Here is a 24,623-nt window from a genome sequence, read left to right as displayed (position 1 = left end):
AGCGCTGCTAACGGCGCTTTCATGACAGACCTCGCCCAGATCCGTAATTTTTCGATCATTGCCCACATCGACCACGGCAAATCGACGCTCGCCGACCGCTTGATTCAGTTCACCGGCGGCCTCACCGAGCGCGAGATGTCCGCGCAAGTCCTTGATAACATGGACATCGAGAAAGAACGCGGGATCACCATCAAGGCGCAGACGGTGCGCCTCAACTACACCGCCAAGGACGGCGTGACCTATGAGCTGAATCTCATGGACACGCCCGGCCACGTCGACTTCGCCTACGAGGTCAGCCGCAGCCTCGCTGCCTGCGAGGGCGCGCTGCTCGTCGTCGATGCCGCGCAGGGCGTGGAAGCGCAGACGCTCGCCAACGTCTACCAGTCGATCGAGCACGACCACGAGATCGTCCCCGTCATCAACAAGATCGACCTGCCCGCTGCCGAACCGGAAAAGGTCAAGGCCGAGATCGAGGACATCATCGGCATCGACGCCAGCGACGCCGTGCTTGCCAGCGCCAAGTCGGGCATCGGCATTGAGGAAGTGCTCGAATCCGTCGTCCAGCGCATCCCCGCGCCCAAGGGCGACCGCAACGCGCCATTAAAGGCGCTGCTGGTCGACAGCTGGTACGACCCCTACCTAGGCGTCGTCATCCTCGTGCGCGTCATGGACGGCGCGATCAAGAAGGGCCTCTCGGTGAAGTTCATGCAGGGCGGCACCGAGCACCTGATCGACCGGGTCGGCTGTTTCACCCCCAAGCGCATCGACCTGCCCGAACTCGGCCCCGGCGAAATCGGCTTCATCACCGCGCAGATCAAGGAAGTGGAGCAGGCCAAGGTCGGCGACACCATCACCACCGTGAAGCAGGGCGCGACGCAGGCGCTGCCCGGCTACAAGGAAGTGCAGTCGGTGGTGTTCTGCGGCCTGTTCCCGGTGGACGCGGCGGACTTCGAGAAGCTGCGCGATTCGATCGGCAAGCTGCGCCTCAACGATGCCAGCTTCACCTACGAGATGGAAACCAGCGCCGCGCTCGGCTTCGGCTTCCGCTGCGGCTTCCTCGGCCTGCTGCACCTGGAAATCATTCAGGAACGCCTCAGCCGCGAATACGATCTCGACCTCATCACCACCGCGCCCTCGGTCGTTTACCGCATCCAGCTCTCCAAATCGAAGAGCGAGGAAGCGGCGACCATCGAACTGCACAACCCGGCCGACTACCCCGATCCCAACCGGATCGAGGAGATCGAGGAGCCGTGGATCAAGGCGGTGATCTACACGCCCGATGAATACCTCGGCGCGATCCTGAAACTCTGCCAGGACCGCCGCGGCATCCAGCAGGACCTCACCTACGTCGGCGGCCGCGCGCAAGTGACATACGAACTGCCGCTCAACGAAGTGGTGTTCGACTTCTACGACCGCCTGAAATCGATCAGCCGCGGCTACGCCAGCTTCGACTACGAACAGATCGGCCTGCGCCCCGGCGACCTCGTGAAGATGAACATCCTCGTCAACAACGAGCCGGTCGACGCGCTCTCCATGATCGTCCACCGCTCGGTGGCGGAGGAACGCGGGCGCGGCATGTGCGAGCGCCTCAAGGACCTGATCCCGCGCCACCTGTTCAAGATCCCGATCCAGGCCGCGATCGGCGGCAAGGTCATCGCCCGCGAAACCATAGCCGCCCTGCGCAAGGACGTGACCGCGAAGTGCTATGGCGGCGACATCACCCGCAAGAAAAAGCTCCTCGAAAAGCAGAAGAAGGGCAAGGCGCGGATGCGCGAATACGGCAACGTGAGCATCCCGCAGGAGGCGTTCATTGCCGCGCTGCGGATGGGTGAGGAGTAGTCCCGCCCATCCGATGGGCGTGTCATGGTCTGTGCCGGACAAGGCCTGGATCGCTCCTGCCAGTGTTAAACGGGCAAGTGTCTCGCCACCGACGCCGTAATCCTTTCTGCTTTGCCCGTGCAGTTCGTGATTCTATTCGTCTCGGGATAGAACCGGGCACTGCGGCATGGCCTTGCGTCTTTGCTGCATCTTTCTGTGCTGTTTCCCTGTCCCGTTTCCGGACTTCCCGGCATCCATATTTGTTGAACGTAACTTGCCTGGTGATACTACTGTCAGATCGCTGTCAGCTTTGATGGGCGGTCAAGGCCTTATCACACGGGGACAGGAACGGTACGCTCATGAAAATATCACTTCCCAGGCCTTCGGTTCTTTTTGCGTGGCATTGTGCGGTGATCGCGTTTTTCGCGCTGACCTACCTGGGGCTTTTCGCTCTGGGACTGCAGGGCCATAACCGGTTGCTGTACCTGCCGGCAATGTTCGACATTGCGGGGGAAGGGAATCTGCCCAACTCCTTTTCATCTCTGGGCCTGCTGGCCTGCGGCGGTGTGGCTGGTCTGCTCTACGCTTCAAGCGGGAATGCGTTGGAAAGGCGCGGGTGGGGAATCCTCGCGGCCGGATTCAGCTTCATGGCCCTGGACGAAAATGCGGCAATCCACGACTGGGTCAGTGAACTGCCGATCAGCGGCAGCGGCGTGTTCACTTTCATCTGGGTTGTTCCGTACATCTTCATCGCCGCCACAGCCATTTTGATCCTGCTGCCATTCTGGTGGAATCTGAAGCGCAGCCTGCAGGTCCGGTTCGTGGTGGCCGGGGTCATCTATCTGGGATCGGCCGTGGGGATGGAGCTTTGGGAGGCTGAGCTATACGAGGCTTCCAACTACAACGATGCGATCTACCAGACCTGGACGATGGCCCTGCACATGGTTGTGGAGGAGTGCGGCGAGATGTTCGGTGTCGCAATCTTCCTGCGCACGTTTCTCACCGCGCTTGGGCCTTACTCGCTGGAAGGCCCCGCGCGGCCTTCGTGTCGCGCCGAAAACCTGACCGAGGACCGGCAGGGCGTGAGGGTGACCGCCACTGGTGTTCAGGTATCTTCCGAGGGCATAGGCAACCTGGGTGGTACGTGATCTGCGCGCGCGACCGTTTGTGTGCTGCCGGTTTCCAGAGCAGGGTAGATTCGGCTGATTTTTGGGGCTTTTGCTCGAGGATGTAATGGCTGTGATTGCAACAGCCTGTTGGAAATTGCTCGATAGCGGATCAAGTTGCTCCAACATTTTTGCAGCGTGGGGGGTGCTCCGCGCGGGAACATGGGCTATCGGGGCTGTATGGGCTGGCGGCACGGAACGATATCATGAGAGCGCATCATGAATCGCAGATTGTTCATGTCCGGTGACGGGCAGGGGGCTGACTGCGAGAAGGATGGCCGGGTTGCGGCTCTCCTGCGCGCTTTTGCCCGGCTGACCGCCAAGCAGCATGAAGTGCTGCGGTTCGTGGCAGAAAACCGTACCAGCAAGGAAATCGCGTGGGAGCTGGGCATCTCCGAAAGTGCGGTGAACCAGCGGATCGAGGGAGTGCGCAGCCGTACCGGCGGGCCGCCACGGGCGGAGCTTGCGCGGGCCTACCGCCAGTATCAGCAGGATCTGGACGAAACCTGTAAGCTGCTACCAGATAACATTCCTCAGGTTCCGGCTGCGGCGGCTGTTGCGCAAGGTGCTTCTCAGGACGCCTTTGCCGACAAGCTCGCCCTGGCCGACGCGGTGACTTTCACGCTGACGCCGCCCTGGCAGAACGAACGCGTGGGCCGGGTCGTCCCGGAGGTGCTCGACGGTGCCCATGCCGGGCTCAGCCGCACCGCCGCCATGGTCGCGATTGCCGTGGGGATGCTCGTCATCGCCATGGTCGGCCTCGGTGTTGCGGAAGCGCTGAGCAGACTGTTCTGACCGGCACGGGCGGATCTCCTGACATGAGTTTTTCAGACGCATCGAACGGGCCGGTGCGGCAGTTGGAGGGTAACCATGCCGATCACGATTTCCGCCGCCACGGCCCGTATCTCGCGCCAGCTTCCCGAAGCCGAACTTTCGCTCGACACTGCTTTGCTCGCCTCGGCGCGGCTGATGGAAGCGATGCTGCTCGCCCGCAGTGCGGAAGGTGTCCAGACCTTTGCCGGTCAAAACGCGCTGATGCGTCTTGCTCGCAGCCAGCGCTCGCTGATCGAAAGCCAGAACGACATGATCCGTGTTCACCGCGAACTGCTCAGGACGGGGCAGGAAGTGAAGGCGGTGGGCGATTCCGGCGATTGCCCGAATTCCGCCTCCGCTGCTGTCGAGCCGGTGCGCCTGCAGGCCTGATTTGCCGTCATTCCGTCGCGCAGCCACTCCGGCATGGAGCTGTCCATGCTTGAGTGGTTATGGGCCTGGAAGAGCGAGTTGCAGCACGCTTATGTCTTCATCGTGTTTCTTGCCGCGCTGCGCTGGGGTGGCGCGCCGGAGCGCATACTGGCGGGCAGCTTCGCAGCGGAGGCGCTGGCCCATCCTTTCTATCACTGGTTCGCGCACGGGTCGGTTTTCTGGCACCACCTCGATCTTGGGCACCTCGCCATCGACTGCACTTTCTTCGCGATCTTCTTTCCGGTCGCGCTGCAGGCGAACCGGGTCTACACGCTGTGGATAGGGAGCGCGCAGATCATAGCCATGTCGGCGCACGTCTACAGGTTCTCGCTTACCGAGATCAACCGGATGGCCTACGACATGATGGCGGTCAGCCCTTCGTACATTCAGCTCACGGCGCTCGGTCTGGGGCTGGCATTTCACATGTCGCGGCAGAAGAAGCTGGGCAGCTATCCGTCCTGGCGGAACTCCTTTTCCCCTACGCAGGTGGTGAATCCAAAGCTATCGCGCGCCGTTTGATCCGGCATTTCGGATCGCTGCGGACGATCTGGTCGGCTTCGGCGGTTGCGCTTGACAAAGCGCTGGCGGAGGTCGGTGGACGTGGGTGTGAGAGTTGCGGAGAGGGAGGCTGGGCTGTCGGCGCGGCGATTGTCGCGGCCCGCCACCTCGCCGAAGCTGCTGCGCGCGAGGCGCTTGTGGGCGAAGCGGTCGATACCCGTACGCCGGAATTCCGCCATTACCTCGTGCGGCGGCTCGGCTTGCGGCGCGAGGAATGCGTAATGATCCTCTATTTCACGGGAGAGGGGTTGTTCATCGCCGAGGACTTCTACAGCAGCGGCCAACGCGGCGAGGTGGTGATCCCCTTGCGCCGCACGGTTCGCCGGGCTTTCGACCTCGACGCACGGCGGCTGGTGGTGGCCCATAACCATCCTTCGGGCAGCGCGTTGCCCAGTGACGCAGACGTTGCGGCGACGGCGCGCATGCGCGCGGTGGTGGAGGCGCTTGAGGTCGGGCTCGACGATCATTGTATCGTGGCCGGCAACGCCATTGCCAGCATGCGCTCCATGGGTCTCATGTGATTGCGTCGCAGCGCCGATTTTTCGCATCTGCACAATCGAATATTTGACATAGGCGGTGCGACACGAAACTGTCCGAAACGCACTCTAGGCGCGTTTCGAGGCAGTATTGGAGATCATCGCTTGAGCCAGATCGTTTCGGTTCCCACCCAGCCCTTCGAAGGACAGGCTCCCGGTACTTCGGGCCTTCGCAAGAAAGTGAAGGTGTTCCAGCAGCCGAACTATGCCGAGAACTTTATCCAGTCCGTTTTCGACGTGGTTTCACCAGATCTTGGTGCGGTTCTGGTTATCGGCGGTGACGGGCGATTTCACAACCGTACCGTGATCCAGCAGGCGATCCGAATGGCGGCAGCCAACGGATACGGCAAGGTGCTGGTGGGCCAGGGCGGCATCCTCTCCACTCCGGCGGCAAGCCACGTGATCCGCAAGTACAAGGCGAGCGGCGGCCTGATCCTCTCGGCCAGCCACAACCCCGGCGGGCCGGACGAGGACTTCGGCATCAAGTACAATATCGCCAACGGCGGCCCAGCGCCAGAAAGTGTGACTGGCGCCATCCTTGCGCGCACGAAGGAAATCGACATCTGGCTGACGGTCGAGGCCGGAGACATCGATCTCGACAAGCTCGGGGACGTGGAAGTGGGCGGCATGACCGTATCGGTGATCGACCCGGTCGCCGACTATGCGGACCTGATGGAAGAGCTGTTCGATTTTCCCGCGATCCGCGCCGCGGTGAAGGACGGCTTCACCATGCGCTTCGATGCGATGAGCGCGGTGACCGGGCCATACGCCACCGAGATCCTCGAGAAGCGGCTGGGCTTCGGCAGGGGGACCGTGGTCAACGGCACCCCGCTGGAGGACTTTGGCGGGCATCATCCGGACCCGAACCTGATCCATGCGAAAGAGCTCTACGACCTGATGATGGGCGAGGGGGCTCCCGATCTCGGCGCGGCCTCGGACGGCGATGGCGACCGCAACCTGATCATCGGGCGCGGGCGCTTCATCACACCGTCGGACTCGCTGGCGATGCTGGCGGCCAACATCGAATGCGCGCCTGCCTACAAGGGCCGCCTTACCGGGATTGCCCGCTCGATGCCGACCAGCGCGGCGGCCGACCGCGTGGCCGAGGCGCTGGGCGTGCCGTGCTTCGAGACGCCCACTGGCTGGAAGTTCTTCGGCAACCTGCTCGACGCAGGCATGGCGACTATCTGCGGTGAGGAAAGCGCGGGCACGGGCTCGGATCACGTGCGCGAGAAGGACGGGCTCTGGGCAGTGCTGCTCTGGCTCAACATCCTCGCGGCACGCAAGGTGAGCGTCGATGCGCTGGCACGTGAGCACTGGGCGAAGTTCGGCCGCAACTACTATGCGCGGCATGACTACGAGGGCATCGCGACCGAGGGGGCCAATGCCCTGATGGCAGGGCTCAAGGACCAGCTCGCTACGTTGCCGGGTCAGAGCTTCAGCTCGCTGACGGTCGCCGTGGCGGACAGCTTTTCCTACACCGATCCGGTCGATGGCTCGGTCAGTGCCAATCAGGGCATTCGCGTGCTGTTCGAAGGCGGCAGCCGTGTTGTTTTCCGCCTGTCCGGCACCGGCACGCAAGGTGCGACGCTGCGGGTGTATCTGGAGAATTACACGGGGCCGGACGGCGATCTCGACGCCGAGACGGGCGATATGCTCAGCCCCCAGATAGCCGCTGCCGAAGCGATTGCCGGGATCGTGCAGCATACCGGATGCACCGCGCCTGACGTGATCACCTGACCGGACGTGCCCATGGGCTTACCCTCCCGATAATATTTAAAACGATTGATTTAAAAAATACCGGGAGGTACTCCTGCATCCCGTAGAGGATGAAGGGTGCCCGCGCGCGGCGCGGCATGCAGGAGAGGACGATGCCGGCAGACATGTCCGATGCGAATGTGGGACGGCAAGGGCGGGGGCGTCCCAAGCGGGCCGATCCCCGGCGTGACGCCACCTGCCTTGCGATCATCGAAGCCGCGGAAAGCCTTTTCGCGGAACAGGGTATCGACATGGTTTCCCTGCGCCAGATCGGAGCGGCTGCCGGGGCAAAGAACACCGCTGTCGTGGCCTATCATTTCGGCGACAAGGAAGCGCTGATCGAGGCGATCCTGCGCCATCGCCTTCCGGAGTTTGAGAAACGGCGCGGCGAACTGGCCGGGCCCATGCAGGGCAGGGGTCTTTCCTTGGAAGATACGCTGCGCGTGCTCTGGCAGCCTTTGTTCGAGCAGCGCAATGCGCAGGGCAGGCGCAGCTATGCGGCCTTCCTGCTGAACCTTGGCCGATCGCGGTGGGGCTGGGTCTGGATGGGGGCCGGTCTCGATGTTCCGGTGACGCTGGAACTCGGACGTACGATCCGGAACCTTATGCCGGCCGGCGCGCAGAAGCGTTTCAGCGAGCGGATGATTGCCACCACCGCTCTGGTGATGAGCGTGCTGGAGGCGGCGGGCAAAAGCCACGGCGCCGGTCCGGAAACCGATCGGGAACTGTTCGAGGATGCCGTTCGCATGGCCTCCGCTGCGCTTCGCGCGCCGGGGGCCTGATCGCACGAAGACTATGGACGACGGGAGAGAACACGATGGCTGATACAATGACCATGCCGCAGGGCGCGCAGGCCGGGGAGCGGGATATCGAAGTGTTGCCGGTTACCGGTGCGATCGGCGCGGAAGTGCGCGGGGTGCGGCTTTCAGGCGATCTCGATGCGGAGACTGTCGCGCGGATCAGGGCCATCCTGCTGGAACACAAGGTGATCTTCTTCCGTGACCAGCATCATCTCGACGATGCCGCGCAGGAGGCCTTCTCCGCTCTGTTCGGCGACTTGCAGAAACACCCTATGGCCAGGGCAGCCGGGCAATCGGAAGCGCTCCTCGACCTCGGGGCTTCGGAGGCTTTTGCCGCGTCGATCTGGCACACGGACATGACGTTTCTGCCGGACCCGGCGGCCTTTGCCGTCCTGCGCGCGATGGAGCTGCCGCCGGTGGGAGGAGACACGATGTGGGCCAATGCGGCCAATGCCTATCGCCGTCTGCCCGAGCCGCTGAAGCCCCTGGCCGAGAGCCTCTGGGCGATCCATTCCACCGACTTCGATTTCGACGGGACTTTCACGGCCACCTACAAGGCGCGGATGCGGGATTACGGTGCCGGTGGCAGGCAGCATGTCGTGCGAACCGAGCATCCGGTGGTGCAGGTTCATCCCGAAACCGGCGAACGCTCGCTGATCCTCGGGTCCTGGGTGAAGCGGTTCGTGGGGCTCAATAATTCGGATTCGGCCAAGATCTTCGAGGTGCTCCAGTCCTATGTTACCGAGCCGGAAAACACGGTTCGCTGGACCTGGCGGCCGGGCGATGTCGCGATGTGGGATAATCGCGCTACACAGCACCGCTCGGTGCCGGACCATGGCAATGCGCCGCGCCAACTGCGCCGCTCGACCGTGCTCGGCACTGTGGCGACAGCGATCGACGGGCAGAAGAGCCGCCGCCTCGACACGTGATCGAAACGGGCCGTTGACCCGCGTCAATGCCCGGCCTTTCATTCTTGCGGTTAGACATTTTCCGCAATTGCGGGAACACTGGCGCGGGAAATGGAAGGGGCGGCCCGGGTGAGCATACGCAGCAGTCTTTCGCGGCTCTACGATGACGATGGCGCCACAACCCGCGGTTATGGCTACTTCCTGCTGGTGTTCGACACGGCGATGGTCCTCTATGTCATCGTCTCGTCGTTCTTCGCGGGATCGAAGACGATCGAGATCGTCGACTTCGCGCTGGGCATATTCGTTGTCTTCGATTTCGCCGCGCGGATTGTGGTCAGCCGGAACCGGCTACGCACCGCCTTCGGATTCTGGGGGCTGGCCGACCTGATCGTGATCCTGTCCCTGCTGGCGCCCATCGCCGGGGAGGGCTTCGCTTTCCTGCGCGTGGTGCGCACGTTCCGGCTGCTGCGCTCGTATCACCTGCTGCGGCAGCTGCGGACGGACTTCGTCTATTTCCGGCGCAACGAGGCGACCGTTTTCGCGGGCATCAACCTGGCGCTCTTCATTTTCGTGACCACCGCGCTGGTGTTCGAGACCCAGCATGGCGCGAACCCAGACATCAACGACTATGCCGATGCGCTCTATTTCACGGTCACGACGCTGACCACGACCGGCTTTGGTGACGTGACCCTGTCAGGCCCGAGCGGGCGGCTGCTCTCGGTCCTGATCATGATATTCGGCGTCTCGCTGTTTGTGCGGCTGATCCAGGTGTTGTTCCGGCCGCCGAAGCGGGAATACGAATGCCCTGATTGCGGGCTGTTCCTGCACGATCCTGATGCGATACACTGCAAGCATTGCGGGCATGTCCTGCACATACGCACGGAAGGGGCGAGCTAGCGAGGGAGAAAGCGCCGGTAAAAGACACCCCCGCCTAAGCGAGGGTGTCAGGGGCAAGACGGGAATGCCGTCCTTCGGGTCGCAGGACCATGCTTGTCACGCAGATCCCGTGAAAAACAGCCCATAATATAGCTCTAAATTCTGCATCTATCGGGACGGTGCGATCTCGCTTGCAGTCGATTTCACTAAGGTCCAAGCTCGCATCATCGCCTCGATAAGAGAGAAAGATGACGGCGGGAAAATACAGGGAAATTATCCGTCGGGTGGAGTCCCGGTTGGGCATAAAAGTCCTTGTGCCCGAGTACGAGGTCGCGTCGTTCCTGTTTGATGCCGTTCGGATCACGCCGCTTGAGATGCAACGTTCCTTCAGCGGATCGAATGCGACGTTGTTCAAGATACTGAGATCTCTCGAAAGCAGAAACGTGCTGCGCGCGGAAGCGAATCCGGACGATCTGCGGAGCAAGTTCTATAGGCTGTCGGACGAAGCGCTTCTGGCGTTCAATGCGCAATGGGATGCATATAGAAAATTCGGGCCTGTGACGGCGCATTCCCCTGATGACAAAAGCAAGATCATGCTTGGCTACAGCAGAAATATATATGAATCTCTCAGGTTGCGGCGGTTTACGTGCGATTTTCAGGTTCTGGTGTATATCTACGCCAGTCCGGGGATCGCAAATGGGAGATTTCATGAACTTATTGAGGCTTCTTCAGCAAAATTCAATGCGAGTGTTGCCAAGCTGAAAGAGTTGGGGTTGATATACTTTCATCAATCGGCCGCCGACAAGAGGCGCAGGCTGTACTATTTGTCGGACGACAGCCAATTGGCACTCGATGAAATGACAGACGCAATCTTTGAATGGCTGGATTCGATGCCGGCATTCCTGGAAGCTGTGCCGTGACTGCCTTTCCGCGATGGGGAGAGTTGACGTGGCCAGACGTTGCCGAAGTCATAGAGCCAGGCGATGGGTGCCTGTTTTGCGGAACGAGATCAGGACATGCGACGCGGGAATGTCGCCTGTACGATGTATTGGATATCCATTGTTCCATTTTCGCTAGGAAAATGACGAAAATAGTCGATATTCAGACTGTAATGTATACGATACGTGCAAAAAGCCCTTGCTCATCACGGTCCAAGGTTCCATCACGCCTCTCAACGAGAGGAACCGCAGGAACAGGCCAGAGCCATGAGCAAGCACATCCATCTTATCAGCTTCCAGATCCATTCGCCGATCAACCACACAGTGCTGAGCTGGGCTGCGCCGGGGGACAACCGGCTCGATGCCATGGCCGACCTCAAGAAGTGGCAGGATCTGGCGAAGACGCTCGAGCGCGGCATGTTCGACGGGCTGTTCTTTGCCGATACGCCCGGCGTGTTCGACCGTTACCGCGACAGCCACGAGGATGCGGTGAAGTACGGCGTGTGCTGGCCCAGCCATGATCCGGTGGTGCTGCTCTCCGCGCTGGCGGCCTCGACCACGCACCTTGGCCTTGCCGCGACGATGTCGACAACCTCGTACAAGCCGTGGTCGATCGTGCGCCAGCTATCGACCGTGGACTATCTCTCCGGCGGGCGTGTTGGCTGGAACATCGTGACCGGCCACTTGCGCGGCGAACACCGCGCGATCGGATACAAGGAAGTCATGGAACACGACCGCCGCTATGACGCGGCCGACGAGTTCATGGCGATCTGCTACGCGCTTTGGGATTCGATCGGGGAGGGTGCGATCCTCGCCGACCGCGAGAGCGGGGTCTATGCCGATCCCTCGAAGGTGAAGTTTGTCGATTATCACGGCGAATTCTTCAACTGCGAGACGGTCGGTCCGGTGCTGCCGAGTGCGCAAGGGCGCCCCGTTCTGTTTCAGGCGGGCACCTCCGGGCGCGGTCTCAAGTTCGGGATCGAGCATGGCGACGTGGTGTTCTCGATCCAGCCCAACCTGCCCGGCATGAAGCGCTACATGGGCCAGCTCAGGGACGCCGCCGCCGAGATTGGCCGCAAGGCGCCGGGCGTCGTTTTCGGCGTGCAGCCGATCCTCGGCGGCACCGAGGAAGAGGCGAAGAGGCAGCTCGACGAGCTGATCGAACGCATGCCGCTCGAAGCTTGCCTGGCGCGCCTTTCGGGCACGATGGGCGTCGATTTCAGCGGTATCGATCTCGACAAGCCGATGCAGGAGCAGGCCACCAATGCCTCGCAGGGGCTGATGAAGGCGTTCACTTCGGTGCTGGGCGACCGGCCCTTCACCTTGCGCGAAGTGGCGATCAAGTGGGGGCTCGCGGTCGGGATGCCGCAGCTTGTCGGTACACCCGAGCAGGTGGCGGACCAGCTCGAGCACATCTGGCGCGAGACCGGCTGCCATGGCTACAACATGACGCCCAACGTGATGCCCAGCTCGATCGAGGACTTTGTCGATCAGGTCGTGCCGATCCTTCAGAAGCGCGGCATTTACCGCACCGAATACGAAGGCACGACCTTCCGTGAGAACCTGGGTCTCTGAGCATGACGGACATTTCGCGGCGCGCGCATAACATCGCGCAGATGCGGGATCTGGCGCGCCGCCGCCTGCCGCGCGCGATCTGGGAATTCATCGAGCGCGGGACCGAGGATGACCTGCTGATCAACCGCAACGTGGCGGCGCTGCAGGCCCTGCAGCTGCTGCCGCGTACCTTGCGCGATGTCTCGCAGCGTTCGAGCGAAATCGAGCTGTTCGGGCGCAAGCAGCCGCTGCCGCTGGTGATCGCGCCGACCGGGGTGTCCGACCTGCTGTGGTATCGTGGCGAGCGCGCGATTGCCTCTGCCGCGGCTTCGACCGGCATTCCGTTCACCCAGACCACCAGTTCCACGACCAGCTTCGCGGACATCGCCCAGTGCGCCACTTCCGGGCACTGGATGCAGATGTACCTGTGGGAGCGTCGCGACCTGTCCTGGCGCGTGGTCGATGCCGCTGCCGAGAACGGCGCTGAAGTTCTGGTGCTCACGGTCGATACGCCGATGTGGCCGCTGCGCGAATTCAACAAGCGCGCCGGGATGGGCAATCCGGTCCGGATCAACAGGACGCTGGTCTCCGACTTCGTGAAGCGGCCTGCGTGGTTCGCTTCCGTCATCGCGCGGTACTACCTGCACGGCGGGCTGCCGCAGTTCGCGAACTATCCGCCTGAAGTCGGCGGCAAGCTTACCGGCACCGTCAGCCGTGTCGCCAATTCGGCTTCGGTATCGTGGCAGGACGTTGACGAACTGAGGCGCCGCTGGAAGGGCAAGCTTGTCATTAAGGGCGTGCTCAGCGCCGAGGATGCCCGTATCGCGCTCGACCACGGGGTGGATGGCATCGCCGTGTCCAATCATGGCGGGCGAAATTTCGATTCCTCGCCGCCCGCGATCGACGTGCTGGCGGACATCGTCGATGCCGTGCAAGGCCGCGCGACCGTGCTGTTCGACAGCGGCGTGCGGCGCGGCGCGGATGTGGTGAAGGCGCTGGCAATTGGCGCGAAAGCGGTGCTCATCGGGCGCGCCACGCTTTATGGGTGCGCGGCGGGCGGGCAAGCGGGAGCGCGCCACGCCATCGACCTGCTGGCGGACGAGATCGACGTCGCCATGGCCATGGTGGGCGTCAACCGGCTGGACGAACTGGATCGCAGTTATCTGATGCCGGAAACATGCCAGGGCGTTTGACGCCTATTCCTTCCGCGCCTCGTCCAGCGCTTCGATCCGGGCTGCGTTCGCGGGGGAGTCGAGCAACTGCTCCAACGGCGCTGTCAACCGGCGTCGCCAGTTGGGATGCTCGGTGACAGTGCCGGGCAGGTTGGGCTGCTCGCGTTCGGCAAGGATGTCCTCCAGCGGCGCGATGGCGAGCTGCGAGGCCGAGTGGCCGATGTGGCGCAGCGCGGCCGTGGCGACCGGCTCGGGGTGATCCGGCTCCGGGCGCGGGATCGCGTTGTGCGTGAGGGTGGCCCAGAGCAGGCCCCGGTCCCACTCGCGCCGGTCCTCTGCCTGTTCGCGGCTGGAGCCTTCGGGCAGGCGGTCCAGCTTTTCGTCCCATGCGATGTCGCGCCCGGTCCACCAGCCCGCGACTGTGGCGGTATCGTGGGTGCCGGTCATCGCGACGCTATCGGGCGCGTAGTCCTGCCCGCCGATGAAGCCCTCGTCGGCGGCGCGCTCGAACCACAGCACGCGCATTCCCAGCATCTTCTTTTCGGCGATGGGCCCGGCAAAGCCGTGGGGCATGGTGCCAAGATCCTCGGCGACGATCAGGGCATTGGCCCGGTGCGCTTCGAGCGCGACGAGGCGGATCAGGTCGAGGAAGGGATAGGAGAGGTAGGCGCCCGCGCTCGATTCCCCGCCCGCAGGCACCACCCACAGGCGCGAGAGACCAAAGGCGTGGTCGATCCGCAGCCCCCCCGCCACGCTCAGCGCGGCGCGGATCGTCTGGATCCACGGGGCATAGCCGCTGCGCTTCAAGCCCTGCGGCGAGAAGCCGGTGAGCATCCAGTTCTGCCCGAGCGGCCCCAGCGGATCGGGCGGGGCGCCGATCGTGAGGCCCTGCAGCATCGCGTGGCGCATCTGCCAGCTGTCGGCGCCGCCGGTGTGAACGCCCACGGCCAGGTCTGCCAGCAGGCCGATCGCCATGCCGTCCGTGCGGGCATCGGCCTGCACTTTGGCCAGGCTCTCGCGCGCGAGCCACTGGGTGAAGAGGTGGAATTCCACCTCTTCTGCATGTTCGGCGGCGAAGGCCATCGCGGCCGGGCCATCCGGATCGTGATAGGCCTTGGGCCACTGCTGCCAGCCGTCGGCGCCTTGCGCGCGGAAATGGACGTCCAGCGCATCGAACAGCGCCTGATGCCGCAGGCCATGGCCATGCGGGGCATTGTCCCTTGCGATGCGGGCGCGGGTGGCCTCGTCGAGGCTGTCGAACAGCGCGCGCAAGTCGGCCATGCGGCGGGGCAGCGCGCCTTCCCAGTCGATCAGATCGCCGCCTTCACGCGCAGGCAGCGGCGGCAGGCCGAGCAGTTCGGGCGCGCCCATCGCGCTGTTCAGATAGAGGCGGCTGGAAGGCGAGTAGGGCGAGAAGCCATGCCCGTTGCCGGGAAACAGCGCGTGGACCGGGTTGATCGCCACGACGTCGGCCCCGCGTGCGGAAAAAAGCCGTACCGCTTCGTCGAGTTCGCCGAAATTGCCGAAGGGGTGGGCGTTGGTGCCGCGCAGGGCCGGGATCTGAACCGCCGGGCCCCACAGCTTGCCGGGGGCGAAGTCTGACACGGCGGGGCAGCTTTTCGGGGCGACGGCCAGCGTCAGGTCATGCCCTGCCAGCAGGAGGCGGTAGTATCCGGGCTCGCTGACAGGCGGCAGCGTCCAGCCCTCCAACGGCAAGGCGATTGTTTCGCCATCTTCGCGCGTCAGCTGCGCATGGGCGAGGCTGGCGGGCAGGGGGGTGGGCTGGCCCGCTTCGGTCACGATCATCACCGGCGGATGGCGATGCTCCGCTTCCACTTGCGCGAGGCTCTGCGCGATCTGACCGGCACTGCCAGCCGGATAGCCCAGCGCAGTGGCAATCGCAGCCAGCGAGGCATCGGAAACGGTCTGTTCCTTGCCATCGACATCCCACCATGTGCGGGCAACACCGATCGCTTCGGCAAGCGTGTGCAAGGGCTCCATCATCGCGGGCATGGCTGTCTCCACCGTTCGTGCAGACGGGACCCCGCAACGAAGCGAGAGGCAAGCCTAGCGTGCGCGCTGGCTGGCGGCAATCGCGGGGGCGGTGCCCGTCCCGTTCCAAACTAGGGACTTGCGCGGGAAGGGAAGGCAGGGAACCATGGCGCCAAAGACATGGGAGAATGATGTGCCAAAGATCCAGATCGGTATTACGGGCGGCGAAACCGGTGTTGCCTACGAACTGATGGGCAAGGAAGGCGATCCGGCCATCGCGCTGACGCCGGGCGGGCGCTTCACCATGGACGTGCCGGGGCTGCGCGAAATGGCTGAGGCGTTCGTCAAGGCGGGAAAGCGGGTGCTGATCTATGACCGCCCGAACTGCGGCCTGTCGGATGCCTGCCTGCTGGGCGACAGCGAATCGGAAATGCAGGCCGAGGCGCTCACCGGGCTCATCCGCGCGCTCGACCTGGGTCCCACCGTGATCGCGGGCGGATCGGGCGGCAGCCGCGTGTCGCTGCTGGCGGCGGCGCGTGACCCGGATATCTGTTCGCATCTGGCGCTCTGGTGGATTTCCGGCGATCCCATCGGCCTGATGCAGCTTGCCTCCTATTATTGCGGCGAGGCAGGCACGCTGGCCAGCACCGGCGGCATGGAAGCGGTCATGAAGTCAACCAGCTGGGCCGAGAATTTCGCCAAGAGCGAACAGGCGCGCGAATACATTCGCAATTACGATCCCGGCCGGTTCATCGGCATCATGCAGAAGTGGGCGGCGGCTTACGTTCCCTCACCGATCACGCCAGTCCCCGGCATGACGCCGCGCGACTTCGCCCGCCTGACGATGCCCACGCTGGTGTTCCGCAGTGGCAGGAGCGACCTTTCGCATACCCGCGCGACGTCGGAATGGGTGCACCGGCTGGTGCCGCATTCGCTGATGCTCGATCCGCCTTGGGAGGACAACGAGTGGAACTACCGTTCGGGTCAGACCATGGCCGGAACCGAGGGGCACACGCTGTTCCGCTCCTGGCCGAAGCTGGTGCCGCTGATCCTCGATTTCATCGGGGGGTGAGGGGACAACGGCGTTTCCGTCGCTTCACGCGGACAAGACGATTGTCTAGAAATGACATCGCAGGAGCGGCAGTGCGACATGGTGGATCACAACGCCTGCGGGCGGTCGTTGATGTTTATTTAAATAAATAATAATAAACAATAATAAACAACAATATTGAACTTTGAGACGTGGTGAAATCGCTGCGACCGCAGTTCGGGATGTGATCCGGAAAACGGTCTCTGCGTTGACATCTGTGCAGTTTCGGGAGCAGAGTCCTCCCGTCACATGAACGAGGTGCCGCAAAGGCACCCGAGGGAGGATGACAGCCGCACCGTGGCCGACCCGTAAACGGGCATCGCTGTACCGGGCGTTTTGCAAACCTCCTGCATGTGTCGAATGGGTAGAGCGCGGACCGGAGGATTCCTGCGTCCGCCGCAATGGGAGGAACAGATGAAGGGACTGACCAGCAGGTTTGCGATTCTGAGTGCAACGGCGATGAGCGCCGTGCTTTCGACACCGGCGATGGCACAGGATTCCGGCGAGGAGGCGTTCGATTCCAACACCATCATCGTCACCGCGCGCCGCACCGAGGAGCGGCTGCAGGACGTGCCGATCTCGATCTCGGTCTATAGCCAGGCAGACATTTCCAAGCGGAACATCGTCAATTCGGCCGATCTGGCGACTTATACGCCCTCGCTGTCGGTGAACTCCAAGTTCGGTCCGGAAAAGGCCTCTTTCTCGATCCGTGGCTTCGTGCAGGATCTGGGCACGGTGCCGTCGGTGGGTGTGTACTTTGCCGACACCGTGGCCCCGCGCGCGGGAGGGGCGACCACTTCGGGCGAGGGCGCGGGCGTGGGCAGCATGTTCGACCTGCAGAACGTGCAGGTCCTGAAAGGACCGCAAGGCACCCTGTTCGGCCGCAACACCACGGGCGGCGCGGTGCTGTTGGTGCCAAACAAGCCGACGGACCTGCTCGAAGGCTATGTCGAGGGTTCCTACGGGAACTACGACATGCGCCGCGTGCAGGCCGTGCTGAACGTCCCGCTGGCGGATACCTTCAAGGTGCGGCTCGGTGTCGACCGCATGAAGCGCGACGGCTACATCCACAACCTCACCGACATCGGGCCCAGCCGGTTCAACAATACCGACTACATCGCCGCGCGCCTCAGCGTGCTGGCCGAGCTGACGCCCGACCTGGAGAATTATACCGTCGCGACTTACACAAAGTCCGACACCAACGGCACGGTGCCCAAGGTAATCGCCTACAATCCCAAGTCCGGCTTCGGCAGCTTCGCCGCCCGCCAGATCGCGGGCGAGGCGTCGGTTGGCGGCGGCTGGTGGGATGTGTCCAACACCGATGCCTACGCCCGCAACAAGTTCACCACCTGGCAGATCATCAACACCACGACGTGGCAGGCGAGCGATAATCTGACGGTCAAGAACATCGTCAGCTACGGCCAGTTCCAGGAAGTGGCCCGCCAGACGCTTGAAGGCGAATACTACTACATTCCGGACGGCGTCAGCCCCTACGGCACGATCAACCCGTTCATCAATCTGATCCATCTCGGCAATTTCCCGAATTTCAAGAACGCCGATGAAGAGACAATCACCGAGGAACTGCAGCTCCAAGGCCGCACGTCCGATGGCAAGCTGACCTGGCAGGCAGGTGGCTATTTCGAGCAGGCAAACCCGATGGGGTACAACGTGCAGTTCACGCCGTTCCTGCTGAACTGCGTCGATCCCTATCAGTACCAGTGCTTTGGCATCAGCCCGACGTCTTCGAGCATCTCGGCGCCCTGGCAGAAGCGCTCATACAGCAGCCGTGCGATTTATGCGCAGGGCACATACAACTTCACCGATCAGCTCGCGCTGACTGCCGGTGCCCGCTACACCTGGGACAAGCAGAGCTACGAATACGACGGCACCGGCATCTTCTTCGAAACGCCCTTCGTACCCTCGTGGTATTGCAACAACCCGCTCATCAACGGGCTGATCGTCAATGGTGTGAACACCGGCCAGAAGAAGCCGATAGCGCCGATGGATTTCAAGCAGTGCTACGCGAAGGACACTGCCAAGTCGGACAAGCCGACCTGGACGATTGATCTCGAGTACAAGCCTACCACTGACATCCTGCTCTTCGCCAAGTGGACGCGGGGATACCGCGCTGGTGGCGTGAACCCGACTTATATCCCCTTCAATGCGTGGGGGCCGGAGAAGGTCGATACCTATGAACTGGGCACCAAGACCTCGTGGTACAGTGGTGCGTTGAAGGGCTATTTCAACCTTACCGGCTTCTACAATGACTTCCGTGACCAGCAGATACAGGCGACGCTGGTGGCCAAGCAGGGTGCACCGCTGCTGGGCGGCACTGCTATCATCAACGCAGGCAAGTCGCGGATCTGGGGTATCGAGGTGGATGCGTCTGTGACGGTGGCCGACATCCTCAAGCTGGATGCCGGATACACTTATCTCAACACCAAGCTGCAGGAGCTTTCGGGCATTCCCGCCGACGACCTTGTGCCATGGGTGCCGGGTGCCAGCTCATGGTCGCGTGTGGTTCCCACCGCAGTTGTCGGTGGCCCGCTCAGCCTGTCGCCCAAGCATCGCCTGACGTTGACCGGTACGCTGAACCTGCCGGTTCCGGAATCTGCGGGCAAGCTCTCGGTAGGCGCCACATTCGTTTATACCGCCAAGCAATATGCCTCGCGCGCGGACGACATTGCCTGGAACAACTATACCAACCCGCCGGCCGGCACGACGTCCACCGACTGGATTGTGTTCGCCGATGTCATGCCGCCGCGTAATCCGGGGCTGATGCCGTCGACGAAGCTGCTCAATCTCAATGCCAACTGGGATTCGATCTTCGGCAGCCCGATCGACGCGGCGTTCTTCATGACCAACGTCACCAACGAGAAGTTCCCGGTCAACGTGGTCAATGGCTTCAACTCGTTTGGTCTGGAATCGCAGATCGTCAACGAGCCCCGCATGTATGGCGTTCGCCTGAAATTGCGCTTCGGCGGGTAACGAAGTCCCGAAAGGGTGTGCAGGGCGGCGGTCTCCTTCGGGAGGCCGCCGTTTGCCTTTGCCCATATCGCGCACAGTGTACCCACAGGCATTGAACATGTTGTCCACAGACTTGCCCACACGGAGCTTCCGAGCCTAAGCCCGCAGGCATGGATCTGAACCGCTATCTTGCCCGCATCGGCCTCGATGCCCGTCCCGCTTGCGACGCCGGAGGGCTTGCCGCACTGCAATCGGCTCACCGCATGGCGATCGGGTTCGAGAACCTCGACATTCCGCTGGGGCGCGGCATCCGGATCGACAGCGAAAGCGTGTTCGATAAGCTCGTGGCAAAGGGGCGGGGCGGGTACTGTTTCGAGCAGAACCGGCTCTATGCCGATGCGCTGACGGCGCTGGGCCTGCCAAACCGGCCGTTGCTGGCGCGCGTGCGGCTGGGCCTGCCCGAAGGCGTGATACCGCCGCGCACGCACGTCTGCCTGCTAGCAGAAGTGGAAGGGGCGCCCACGCTGGCGGACGCCGGTTTCGGGGGCAGCAATGTGCCGCCGCTGCCACTGGCGGACGGCGCCGAGGCGCAGACCGCGGACGGTGCGCGCCACCGCCTGCGCCGGATCGGAGATGAAGGAACCACGGGTGGGCAATGGCTGCTCGAACGCGCCGGGCCGCCTGCCGCCACCGATGGTCGCGCCGCGCCGCATGCGGACTGGCAGCCGCAGTACACCTTCGACTTGTTCGAAGTGGCGCCGGACGATCTCGAACAGGCCAATCACTGGACCGCGACGCGGCCCGGCACGCGGTTCACCTCGCTGCATGTCGCCAGTATCCCGCGGACAGACGGCTTCGCCTCGATGGTGGACCGCGAACTGACCGTGCACCACGCGCGCGGGACGGACCGCTGCGTCATCGAGGGCCCGGCGGACTATGCCCGGACGCTGCGCGACGTGTTCCGGATCGCCCTCCCGGCGGAGGACGCGGCGGGCCTTTCGCTGTTCTCCTGAGATATCAATCCCACGCGAGCCGCAGGTCGGTGATCGCGCCGACGTTGCCCGCGCGGTAGACCGGCTGGGTACCTTCGCTGACGCGGAAAGGCGGGATGGCGGCAAGCCATTCCTCGAGAAACAGGATCGCCTCGAGCCGAGCCAGCCCCGCGCCGACGCAGCGGTGCGGCCCCACGCCCATGGTGGTGTGACGGACAGGCGCCAGATTGCGCTCGAAATCCACGGTGAGCGGATCGTCGAAGCAGGCCGGGTCGAGATTGTGGATCGAGCTGTTGATGTAGACGAGGTCGCCGGTCCTGAGGGTGACGCCGTCGAGTTGGATGTCTTGCACCACGTTCCGCGTGACCGAGACCATGGGATAGCGGCGCATAAGTTCGTCAGCGGCCTGCGGGATCAGATCAGGGCGTTCGCGCAGCAGGGCCTGATCGGACGGATGGCGCGCAAGGTGCAGCGCGATGTTCCCGAACATCGAGACGACCGTATCGAGCCCGCCGAACAGCAGGTTGCGGCACATGCGCTGGGCTTCCTCGAAGGTCCAGGGGCGGCCGTCGATCGGGATCGCCAGAATGCGGCTGAACAGGTCCGGTCCCGGCGTGGCGAGGCGTTCCTCGATATAGGGGCGCAGGTAGTCGTCGGCCGCATCGCGCAGCTGCTCGACCGTCATCGAGCCGTCGGGCCGGGTCAGCTGCTGGCCGAGCGGCCGCAGTCGGGCGCGGTCTTCGGTGGGAACGCCGATCAGGCTGAGGAAGACATGGATCGGCACGATCTCGGCGAATTCCTGCATGAACTCGCAGCCGCCGTGCGCGCGCAGGTCCGCGATCAGTTCGCGCGTGACCTTCCGGATCACGGGCTCCATGGCCATGACGTGGTTGTTGCCGAAGCCCTTCATGATCGCGGCGCGGAACGGCTTGTGCTCCGGGGCGTCCTGCTGGAGCGGAATGAAGCGCATGGCCTCGCCAAGTCCCGGCGTGACCGCCAGTGCCTCGCTGGAGAAGGTCTCCGCATCGTTCCAGATCTGGCGGGTCAGCTCGCCTTTGGTGGCGATCCAGTGGCCGCCGTTGGAGGTGGTCCAGACGAGCCCATCGCCGCCACGCAAAGTTGCCCATGCCGCGAAATAGTCGCTCTCGCCTCCGGGGGGCGCGAAAACATCGAAGTCGACCACGCGGCCGGCCGGAACGTTATCGGGCAATGTGCTCGCAAGAGATGCCACGGCGCCTGTTCTCCCATCCTTTTGTTATGGGGGAAGGAGTAGGCGGCACAGGGCGCGGAGCAACTCACAGAAAGGTCAGCAGGCGGGCTGATGGGTGCGTTGACGCCTGAATGAAGGTCCGCTCATGGCGGAATTTGCCACGCTTCATTCCTTGTCTTTGAGCGTCTCGAAATAAGCGAGCAAATTGGCGATATCGTGTTCCTTGAATACGAAGACCGGCATCTTGGTCGTATGACCGATCTGAACGCCACGCTCGAACGAACCTTCCACCATCCATGCCGGCAAGCGGCGGACTGCATGGCGAAGGCTCGGAGCGTCCGGGTTGGGCGAGACCCCGTCATCGAGCGCATGACAACCGGTGCAGTTTGCTTGCGCAAAGGCTCTGCCCTCGACTGCGCTTTCGGAGAGCGTGTTCGCATGGCGATCGGTTGCGCAGGCGCCGGCGAGGAGAGGAATTGAGAGGATAAGCAGGCGCTTGAGCACGATATGGGTCTCCTTTCCCAACGGGTTAACGCAGCGAGGCAGGCGGGCACAAGGACGTCCCGCGCGACGAGAGGATTAGCTGTGAATGACGGCTTTTAAGAAAGTTCAGTCCAAACTTCGATGCCTGCAAATGGAGACGCAAAGCTGCCATCGCCCCGCTCGCCAGGCTCAGACTTCCCGCAAACGCGGCATCAGTTCCACGAAATTGCAGGGCCGGTTGCGGCTGTCGAGCTGTTCGGCGAGGATGCCGTCCCAGCCGTCCTTCACTGCGCCGTTGGAACCGGGCAGGGCGAAGATGTAGGTCCCGCGCGAGACCACCGCCATGGCGCGGCTCTGTACGGTCGAGGTGCCGATGGTCTTGTAGGAGAGCCAGCGGAACAGTTCGCCGAAGCCGGGGATGTCCTTTTCCTTCACCCGGTCGAGCGCTTCGGGGGTGACGTCGCGGCCGGTCAGGCCGGTGCCGCCGGTGGAGATCACGGCGTCGATGCCCTTGTCGTCGATCCAGTTGTTGAAGCGGTTGGCGATGCGCGCGGCATCGTCCTTCTCGATCGCGCGGGCGACCAGCTTGTGCCCTGCGTCCTTGATGCGCTGGGCGAGGATGTCGCCCGAGGTGTCGTCCTCGGGGCCCCGGGTGTCGGAAACGGTCAGAAGGGCAATGTTGATGGGCTTGAAAGTCCGGTCCGTGTCAATGGCCACGCAATATCGCTCCGTTCGCTGCCATGCGAACGCCTTGCGAACCGGAAAGACCGGGGAAGGTCGGCCACATGTCCTGTGCCAGTTCCATCCGGCTTTCCGAAGGGCCACCGGCCTGCCGCTCGTACATCCAGTAATTGCGCAGGACAATATTCACGTAGCCGCGGGTTTCCCAATAAGGCAGCGATTCCATCCAGAGCAGCGGATCGCCCTGGTCCTTCACGTCCGTATTCCAGCGCGTGATGGGAACAGGTCCGGCATTGTAAGCCGCCATGACCTTCAGTAGCAGCCCTTGCGTGCCGGCTGCGCCGTTCAGCGCCAGCAGGTGCTGCTGGCCGAAGGCAAGGTTGACTTCGGGCTTGTTGAGATCGCCGGCGGAACCGGTAACGCCCAGGTCCGCGGCGTGATCCTTTGCGGCAGCCGGCATGATCTGCATCAGTCCGCGCGCGCCAGCGGGGCTGACGACACTGGTCTGGAACAGGGATTCCTGCAGCGTATGAGCATAGACAAGCGCCGGATCGACTTTCCAGCCGCCCACCGGGGTCCATTTCGGCGTAGGGAAGCGTGTCGCCGGTTCGGGCTTGCCGCCGTAGGGCGCATTGTAGGCCATCCACAGCTGGGTGGAGGGTAGCCCGAGATCGCGGGCCAGACGGGTCAGCGGTGCGTACTGCGAGGCATCGCCGATGCGCGCCTGGTGGCGCAGCACTTCGTCGGCCAGGCCATCCTCGCCGATTTCGGCCAGTTCCACTGCGGCGCGCACATTGGTGCTGGTGCGCAGGCGCTGCCAGTCGGTCTGGGTGAAGTCGGCCTCGGAATGCTGTTCGGGCAGGGCCATGCCGAGCTGTTCGGCAGCGAGCATGCCGTAGAGTGTCTCGTCGCGGGTGGCGGCGGCGCGCAGCACTTCTTCGGCCTTGTCGGGACGGCGGGCGCGGATGAAGGCGCGGCTCTGCCAGTATTGCGCGGCACTCGTCAGTTCGCTGTTGGATGACGCACGGACGCATCGGCCGAAAGCGTCTGCGGCACCGTCGTAGTCGCCGAGACGCCAGGCCGCGAGCCCGGCGGTCCACCATGCCTCGCCGACCCAGGCGCCGCTGCCCAGCGCGGCGAGCTGTGCCATCTCGTAGGCTGAAGAATCCTGGTTCTCGATATAGAAGCTCCAGGCAACGCGCTGGCGCCATTCGGCCCGCGCCTCGTTGCTGAGGCTTGCGTCGATCCCGTCCAGCAGGATGCGCGCACCGATCGGATCGTCGTTCTTGATACGCTCGATAATGCCTGCGGAGATTGAGCCCGGCATCGTGCCATCATTGATCGAGCCGGGGCGCACGCGCTTGGGCATCGAGGGCAGACGGGCAAAGTTCTGTTCGCTGGGCAGGCTCGGCACCGTGCCGGCGCCGCGCTTCAGGGCAAGGCGGCTGATCTGATCGGCGCCGGGCAGTTCGGTGCCCTGCGCGAGCCACGCCTGCAGTTCGGGCAACTCGATCTTGGGGGAACCGGCCGCAAGATAGTATTCGGCGCGGGCCTGCTGATGCAGCGGGCCGTCGGGCCGGTCCGCCAGCATCCTCTGGACCGTCTGCCAATCCTTGGAATCGATCGCGTCGAAGATCTGCCTGTAATAGGCGCGGTCGTCCTGGCTCAGCAGCGAGGGCACCGCGGTGCGGTCTGCCCGGGTGCGGAAATAGTCCACCGCAGCGCTGTTGGCGAAGGCGGGCGCCGCCATGACGGCAGCTGCGGCCGCCATGCCGAGCCCGGTGAACAATGCTGCCCTGCGTTTCATGTCAACGCGTTTCATCTTCAAAATATGTCCCCGCATAGTGCGATGCATCTGCCCGTTTTTCCGCCCCGGTGACCG

21 protein-coding genes are annotated in these 24,623 nt (G+C 63.4%); 16 read left to right on the top strand and 5 right to left on the bottom strand.

All coding sequences use genetic code 11. From position 1 onward, the window contains the following. Positions 1-21: 21 nt before the first annotated feature. The 13 genes from lepA to MTR64_RS05585 all read left to right on the top strand — a co-directional run bounded on the left by lepA (position 22) and on the right by MTR64_RS05585 (position 13,347). Positions 22-1,839: a translation elongation factor 4 gene (gene lepA / locus MTR64_RS05645; protein ID WP_243991644.1), complete on the top strand. Its 1,818-nt coding sequence runs from the start codon at positions 22-24 to the stop codon at positions 1,837-1,839. Positions 1,840-2,228: 389 nt separating this feature from the next. Continuing rightward, on the top strand, positions 2,229-2,966 hold the full coding sequence (locus MTR64_RS05640) for a hypothetical protein (protein WP_243991635.1): 738 nt from the start codon (positions 2,229-2,231) through the stop codon (positions 2,964-2,966). A gap of 237 nt (positions 2,967-3,203) precedes the next feature. Then, positions 3,204-3,779: a helix-turn-helix domain-containing protein gene (locus MTR64_RS05635; RefSeq protein WP_243991633.1), complete on the top strand. Its 576-nt coding sequence runs from the start codon at positions 3,204-3,206 to the stop codon at positions 3,777-3,779. Positions 3,780-3,854: 75 nt separating this feature from the next. After that, positions 3,855-4,187 (top strand): hypothetical protein, encoded by a 333-nt coding sequence (locus tag MTR64_RS05630; protein ID WP_243991631.1) that lies wholly within the window; start codon positions 3,855-3,857, stop codon positions 4,185-4,187. A gap of 33 nt (positions 4,188-4,220) precedes the next feature. After that, positions 4,221-4,745 carry a hypothetical protein gene (locus MTR64_RS05625; protein ID WP_243991629.1) on the top strand — a complete coding sequence of 175 codons (525 nt, stop codon included), beginning with the start codon at positions 4,221-4,223 and terminating at the stop codon, positions 4,743-4,745. Next, positions 4,742-5,305 (top strand): JAB domain-containing protein, encoded by a 564-nt coding sequence (locus MTR64_RS05620; RefSeq protein ID WP_243991627.1) that lies wholly within the window; start codon positions 4,742-4,744, stop codon positions 5,303-5,305. The genes MTR64_RS05625 and MTR64_RS05620 overlap by 4 nt, the downstream gene beginning before the upstream one ends. A 120-nt stretch (positions 5,306-5,425) precedes the next feature. Then, a complete protein-coding gene (locus MTR64_RS05615; protein WP_243991625.1) occupies positions 5,426-7,060 on the top strand; it encodes an alpha-D-glucose phosphate-specific phosphoglucomutase in 1,635 nt (544 codons plus the stop codon). A gap of 131 nt (positions 7,061-7,191) precedes the next feature. Further along, positions 7,192-7,860, top strand: a complete 669-nt coding sequence (locus tag MTR64_RS05610; protein WP_243991623.1) for a TetR/AcrR family transcriptional regulator — start codon at positions 7,192-7,194, stop codon at positions 7,858-7,860. A 35-nt stretch (positions 7,861-7,895) separates the two neighbouring features. Next, positions 7,896-8,807: a TauD/TfdA family dioxygenase gene (locus tag MTR64_RS05605; RefSeq protein ID WP_327194250.1), complete on the top strand. Its 912-nt coding sequence runs from the start codon at positions 7,896-7,898 to the stop codon at positions 8,805-8,807. A 108-nt stretch (positions 8,808-8,915) separates the two neighbouring features. Beyond that, positions 8,916-9,683 carry an ion channel gene (locus tag MTR64_RS05600; protein WP_243991621.1) on the top strand — a complete coding sequence of 256 codons (768 nt, stop codon included), beginning with the start codon at positions 8,916-8,918 and terminating at the stop codon, positions 9,681-9,683. A gap of 227 nt (positions 9,684-9,910) precedes the next feature. Beyond that, positions 9,911-10,582 (top strand): hypothetical protein, encoded by a 672-nt coding sequence (locus tag MTR64_RS05595; RefSeq protein ID WP_243991620.1) that lies wholly within the window; start codon positions 9,911-9,913, stop codon positions 10,580-10,582. 285 nt (positions 10,583-10,867) lie between these two features. After that, positions 10,868-12,175 carry an NtaA/DmoA family FMN-dependent monooxygenase gene (locus tag MTR64_RS05590; protein ID WP_243991618.1) on the top strand — a complete coding sequence of 436 codons (1,308 nt, stop codon included), beginning with the start codon at positions 10,868-10,870 and terminating at the stop codon, positions 12,173-12,175. 2 nt (positions 12,176-12,177) lie between these two features. Further along, positions 12,178-13,347, top strand: coding sequence for an alpha-hydroxy acid oxidase (locus tag MTR64_RS05585; protein WP_243991610.1), 1,170 nt, complete (start codon positions 12,178-12,180; stop codon positions 13,345-13,347). Between the two features lie 3 nt (positions 13,348-13,350). On the opposite strand, the gene malQ is transcribed toward MTR64_RS05585, so the two are convergent. Beyond that, positions 13,351-15,339: a 4-alpha-glucanotransferase gene (gene malQ / locus MTR64_RS05580; protein ID WP_243991608.1), complete on the bottom strand. Its 1,989-nt coding sequence runs from the start codon at positions 15,337-15,339 to the stop codon at positions 13,351-13,353. Between the two features lie 172 nt (positions 15,340-15,511). On the opposite strand from malQ, the gene MTR64_RS05575 reads away from it, so the two are divergent. From MTR64_RS05575 to MTR64_RS05565, 3 genes are all read left to right on the top strand, one after another. Beyond that, positions 15,512-16,390, top strand: coding sequence for an alpha/beta fold hydrolase (locus MTR64_RS05575; protein WP_243991598.1), 879 nt, complete (start codon positions 15,512-15,514; stop codon positions 16,388-16,390). Positions 16,391-16,822: 432 nt separating this feature from the next. Beyond that, positions 16,823-19,396, top strand: a complete 2,574-nt coding sequence (locus MTR64_RS05570; protein WP_243991596.1) for a TonB-dependent receptor — start codon at positions 16,823-16,825, stop codon at positions 19,394-19,396. 149 nt (positions 19,397-19,545) lie between these two features. Further along, positions 19,546-20,388 carry an arylamine N-acetyltransferase family protein gene (locus MTR64_RS05565; RefSeq protein ID WP_243991586.1) on the top strand — a complete coding sequence of 281 codons (843 nt, stop codon included), beginning with the start codon at positions 19,546-19,548 and terminating at the stop codon, positions 20,386-20,388. Positions 20,389-20,392: 4 nt separating this feature from the next. On the opposite strand, the gene MTR64_RS05560 is transcribed toward MTR64_RS05565, so the two are convergent. From MTR64_RS05560 to MTR64_RS05545, 4 genes are all read right to left on the bottom strand, one after another. After that, positions 20,393-21,598 (bottom strand): cytochrome P450, encoded by a 1,206-nt coding sequence (locus MTR64_RS05560; RefSeq protein WP_243991585.1) that lies wholly within the window; start codon positions 21,596-21,598, stop codon positions 20,393-20,395. A 144-nt stretch (positions 21,599-21,742) separates the two neighbouring features. Further along, the gene (locus MTR64_RS05555) at positions 21,743-22,081 is read right to left on the bottom strand and encodes a c-type cytochrome (RefSeq protein WP_243991583.1); all 339 of its coding nucleotides are present in this window, start codon (positions 22,079-22,081) and stop codon (positions 21,743-21,745) included. Positions 22,082-22,249: 168 nt separating this feature from the next. Further along, positions 22,250-22,777 (bottom strand): molybdenum cofactor biosynthesis protein B, encoded by a 528-nt coding sequence (gene moaB / locus MTR64_RS05550; protein WP_243991581.1) that lies wholly within the window; start codon positions 22,775-22,777, stop codon positions 22,250-22,252. After that, positions 22,767-24,548 (bottom strand): transglycosylase SLT domain-containing protein, encoded by a 1,782-nt coding sequence (locus MTR64_RS05545; protein ID WP_419144915.1) that lies wholly within the window; start codon positions 24,546-24,548, stop codon positions 22,767-22,769. Before MTR64_RS05545 ends, moaB begins: the two co-directional genes overlap by 11 nt. Positions 24,549-24,623: the final 75 nt, after the last annotated feature.

Origin of the sequence: Novosphingobium album (ex Hu et al. 2023), from assembly GCF_022832385.1 — a bacterium.
In the GTDB taxonomy this organism is placed as follows: Bacteria; Pseudomonadota; Alphaproteobacteria; order Sphingomonadales; family Sphingomonadaceae; genus Novosphingobium; species Novosphingobium album.
Note: the sequence above shows the minus strand (reverse complement) of the source record. Positions and strands in the feature narration are given on the sequence as shown.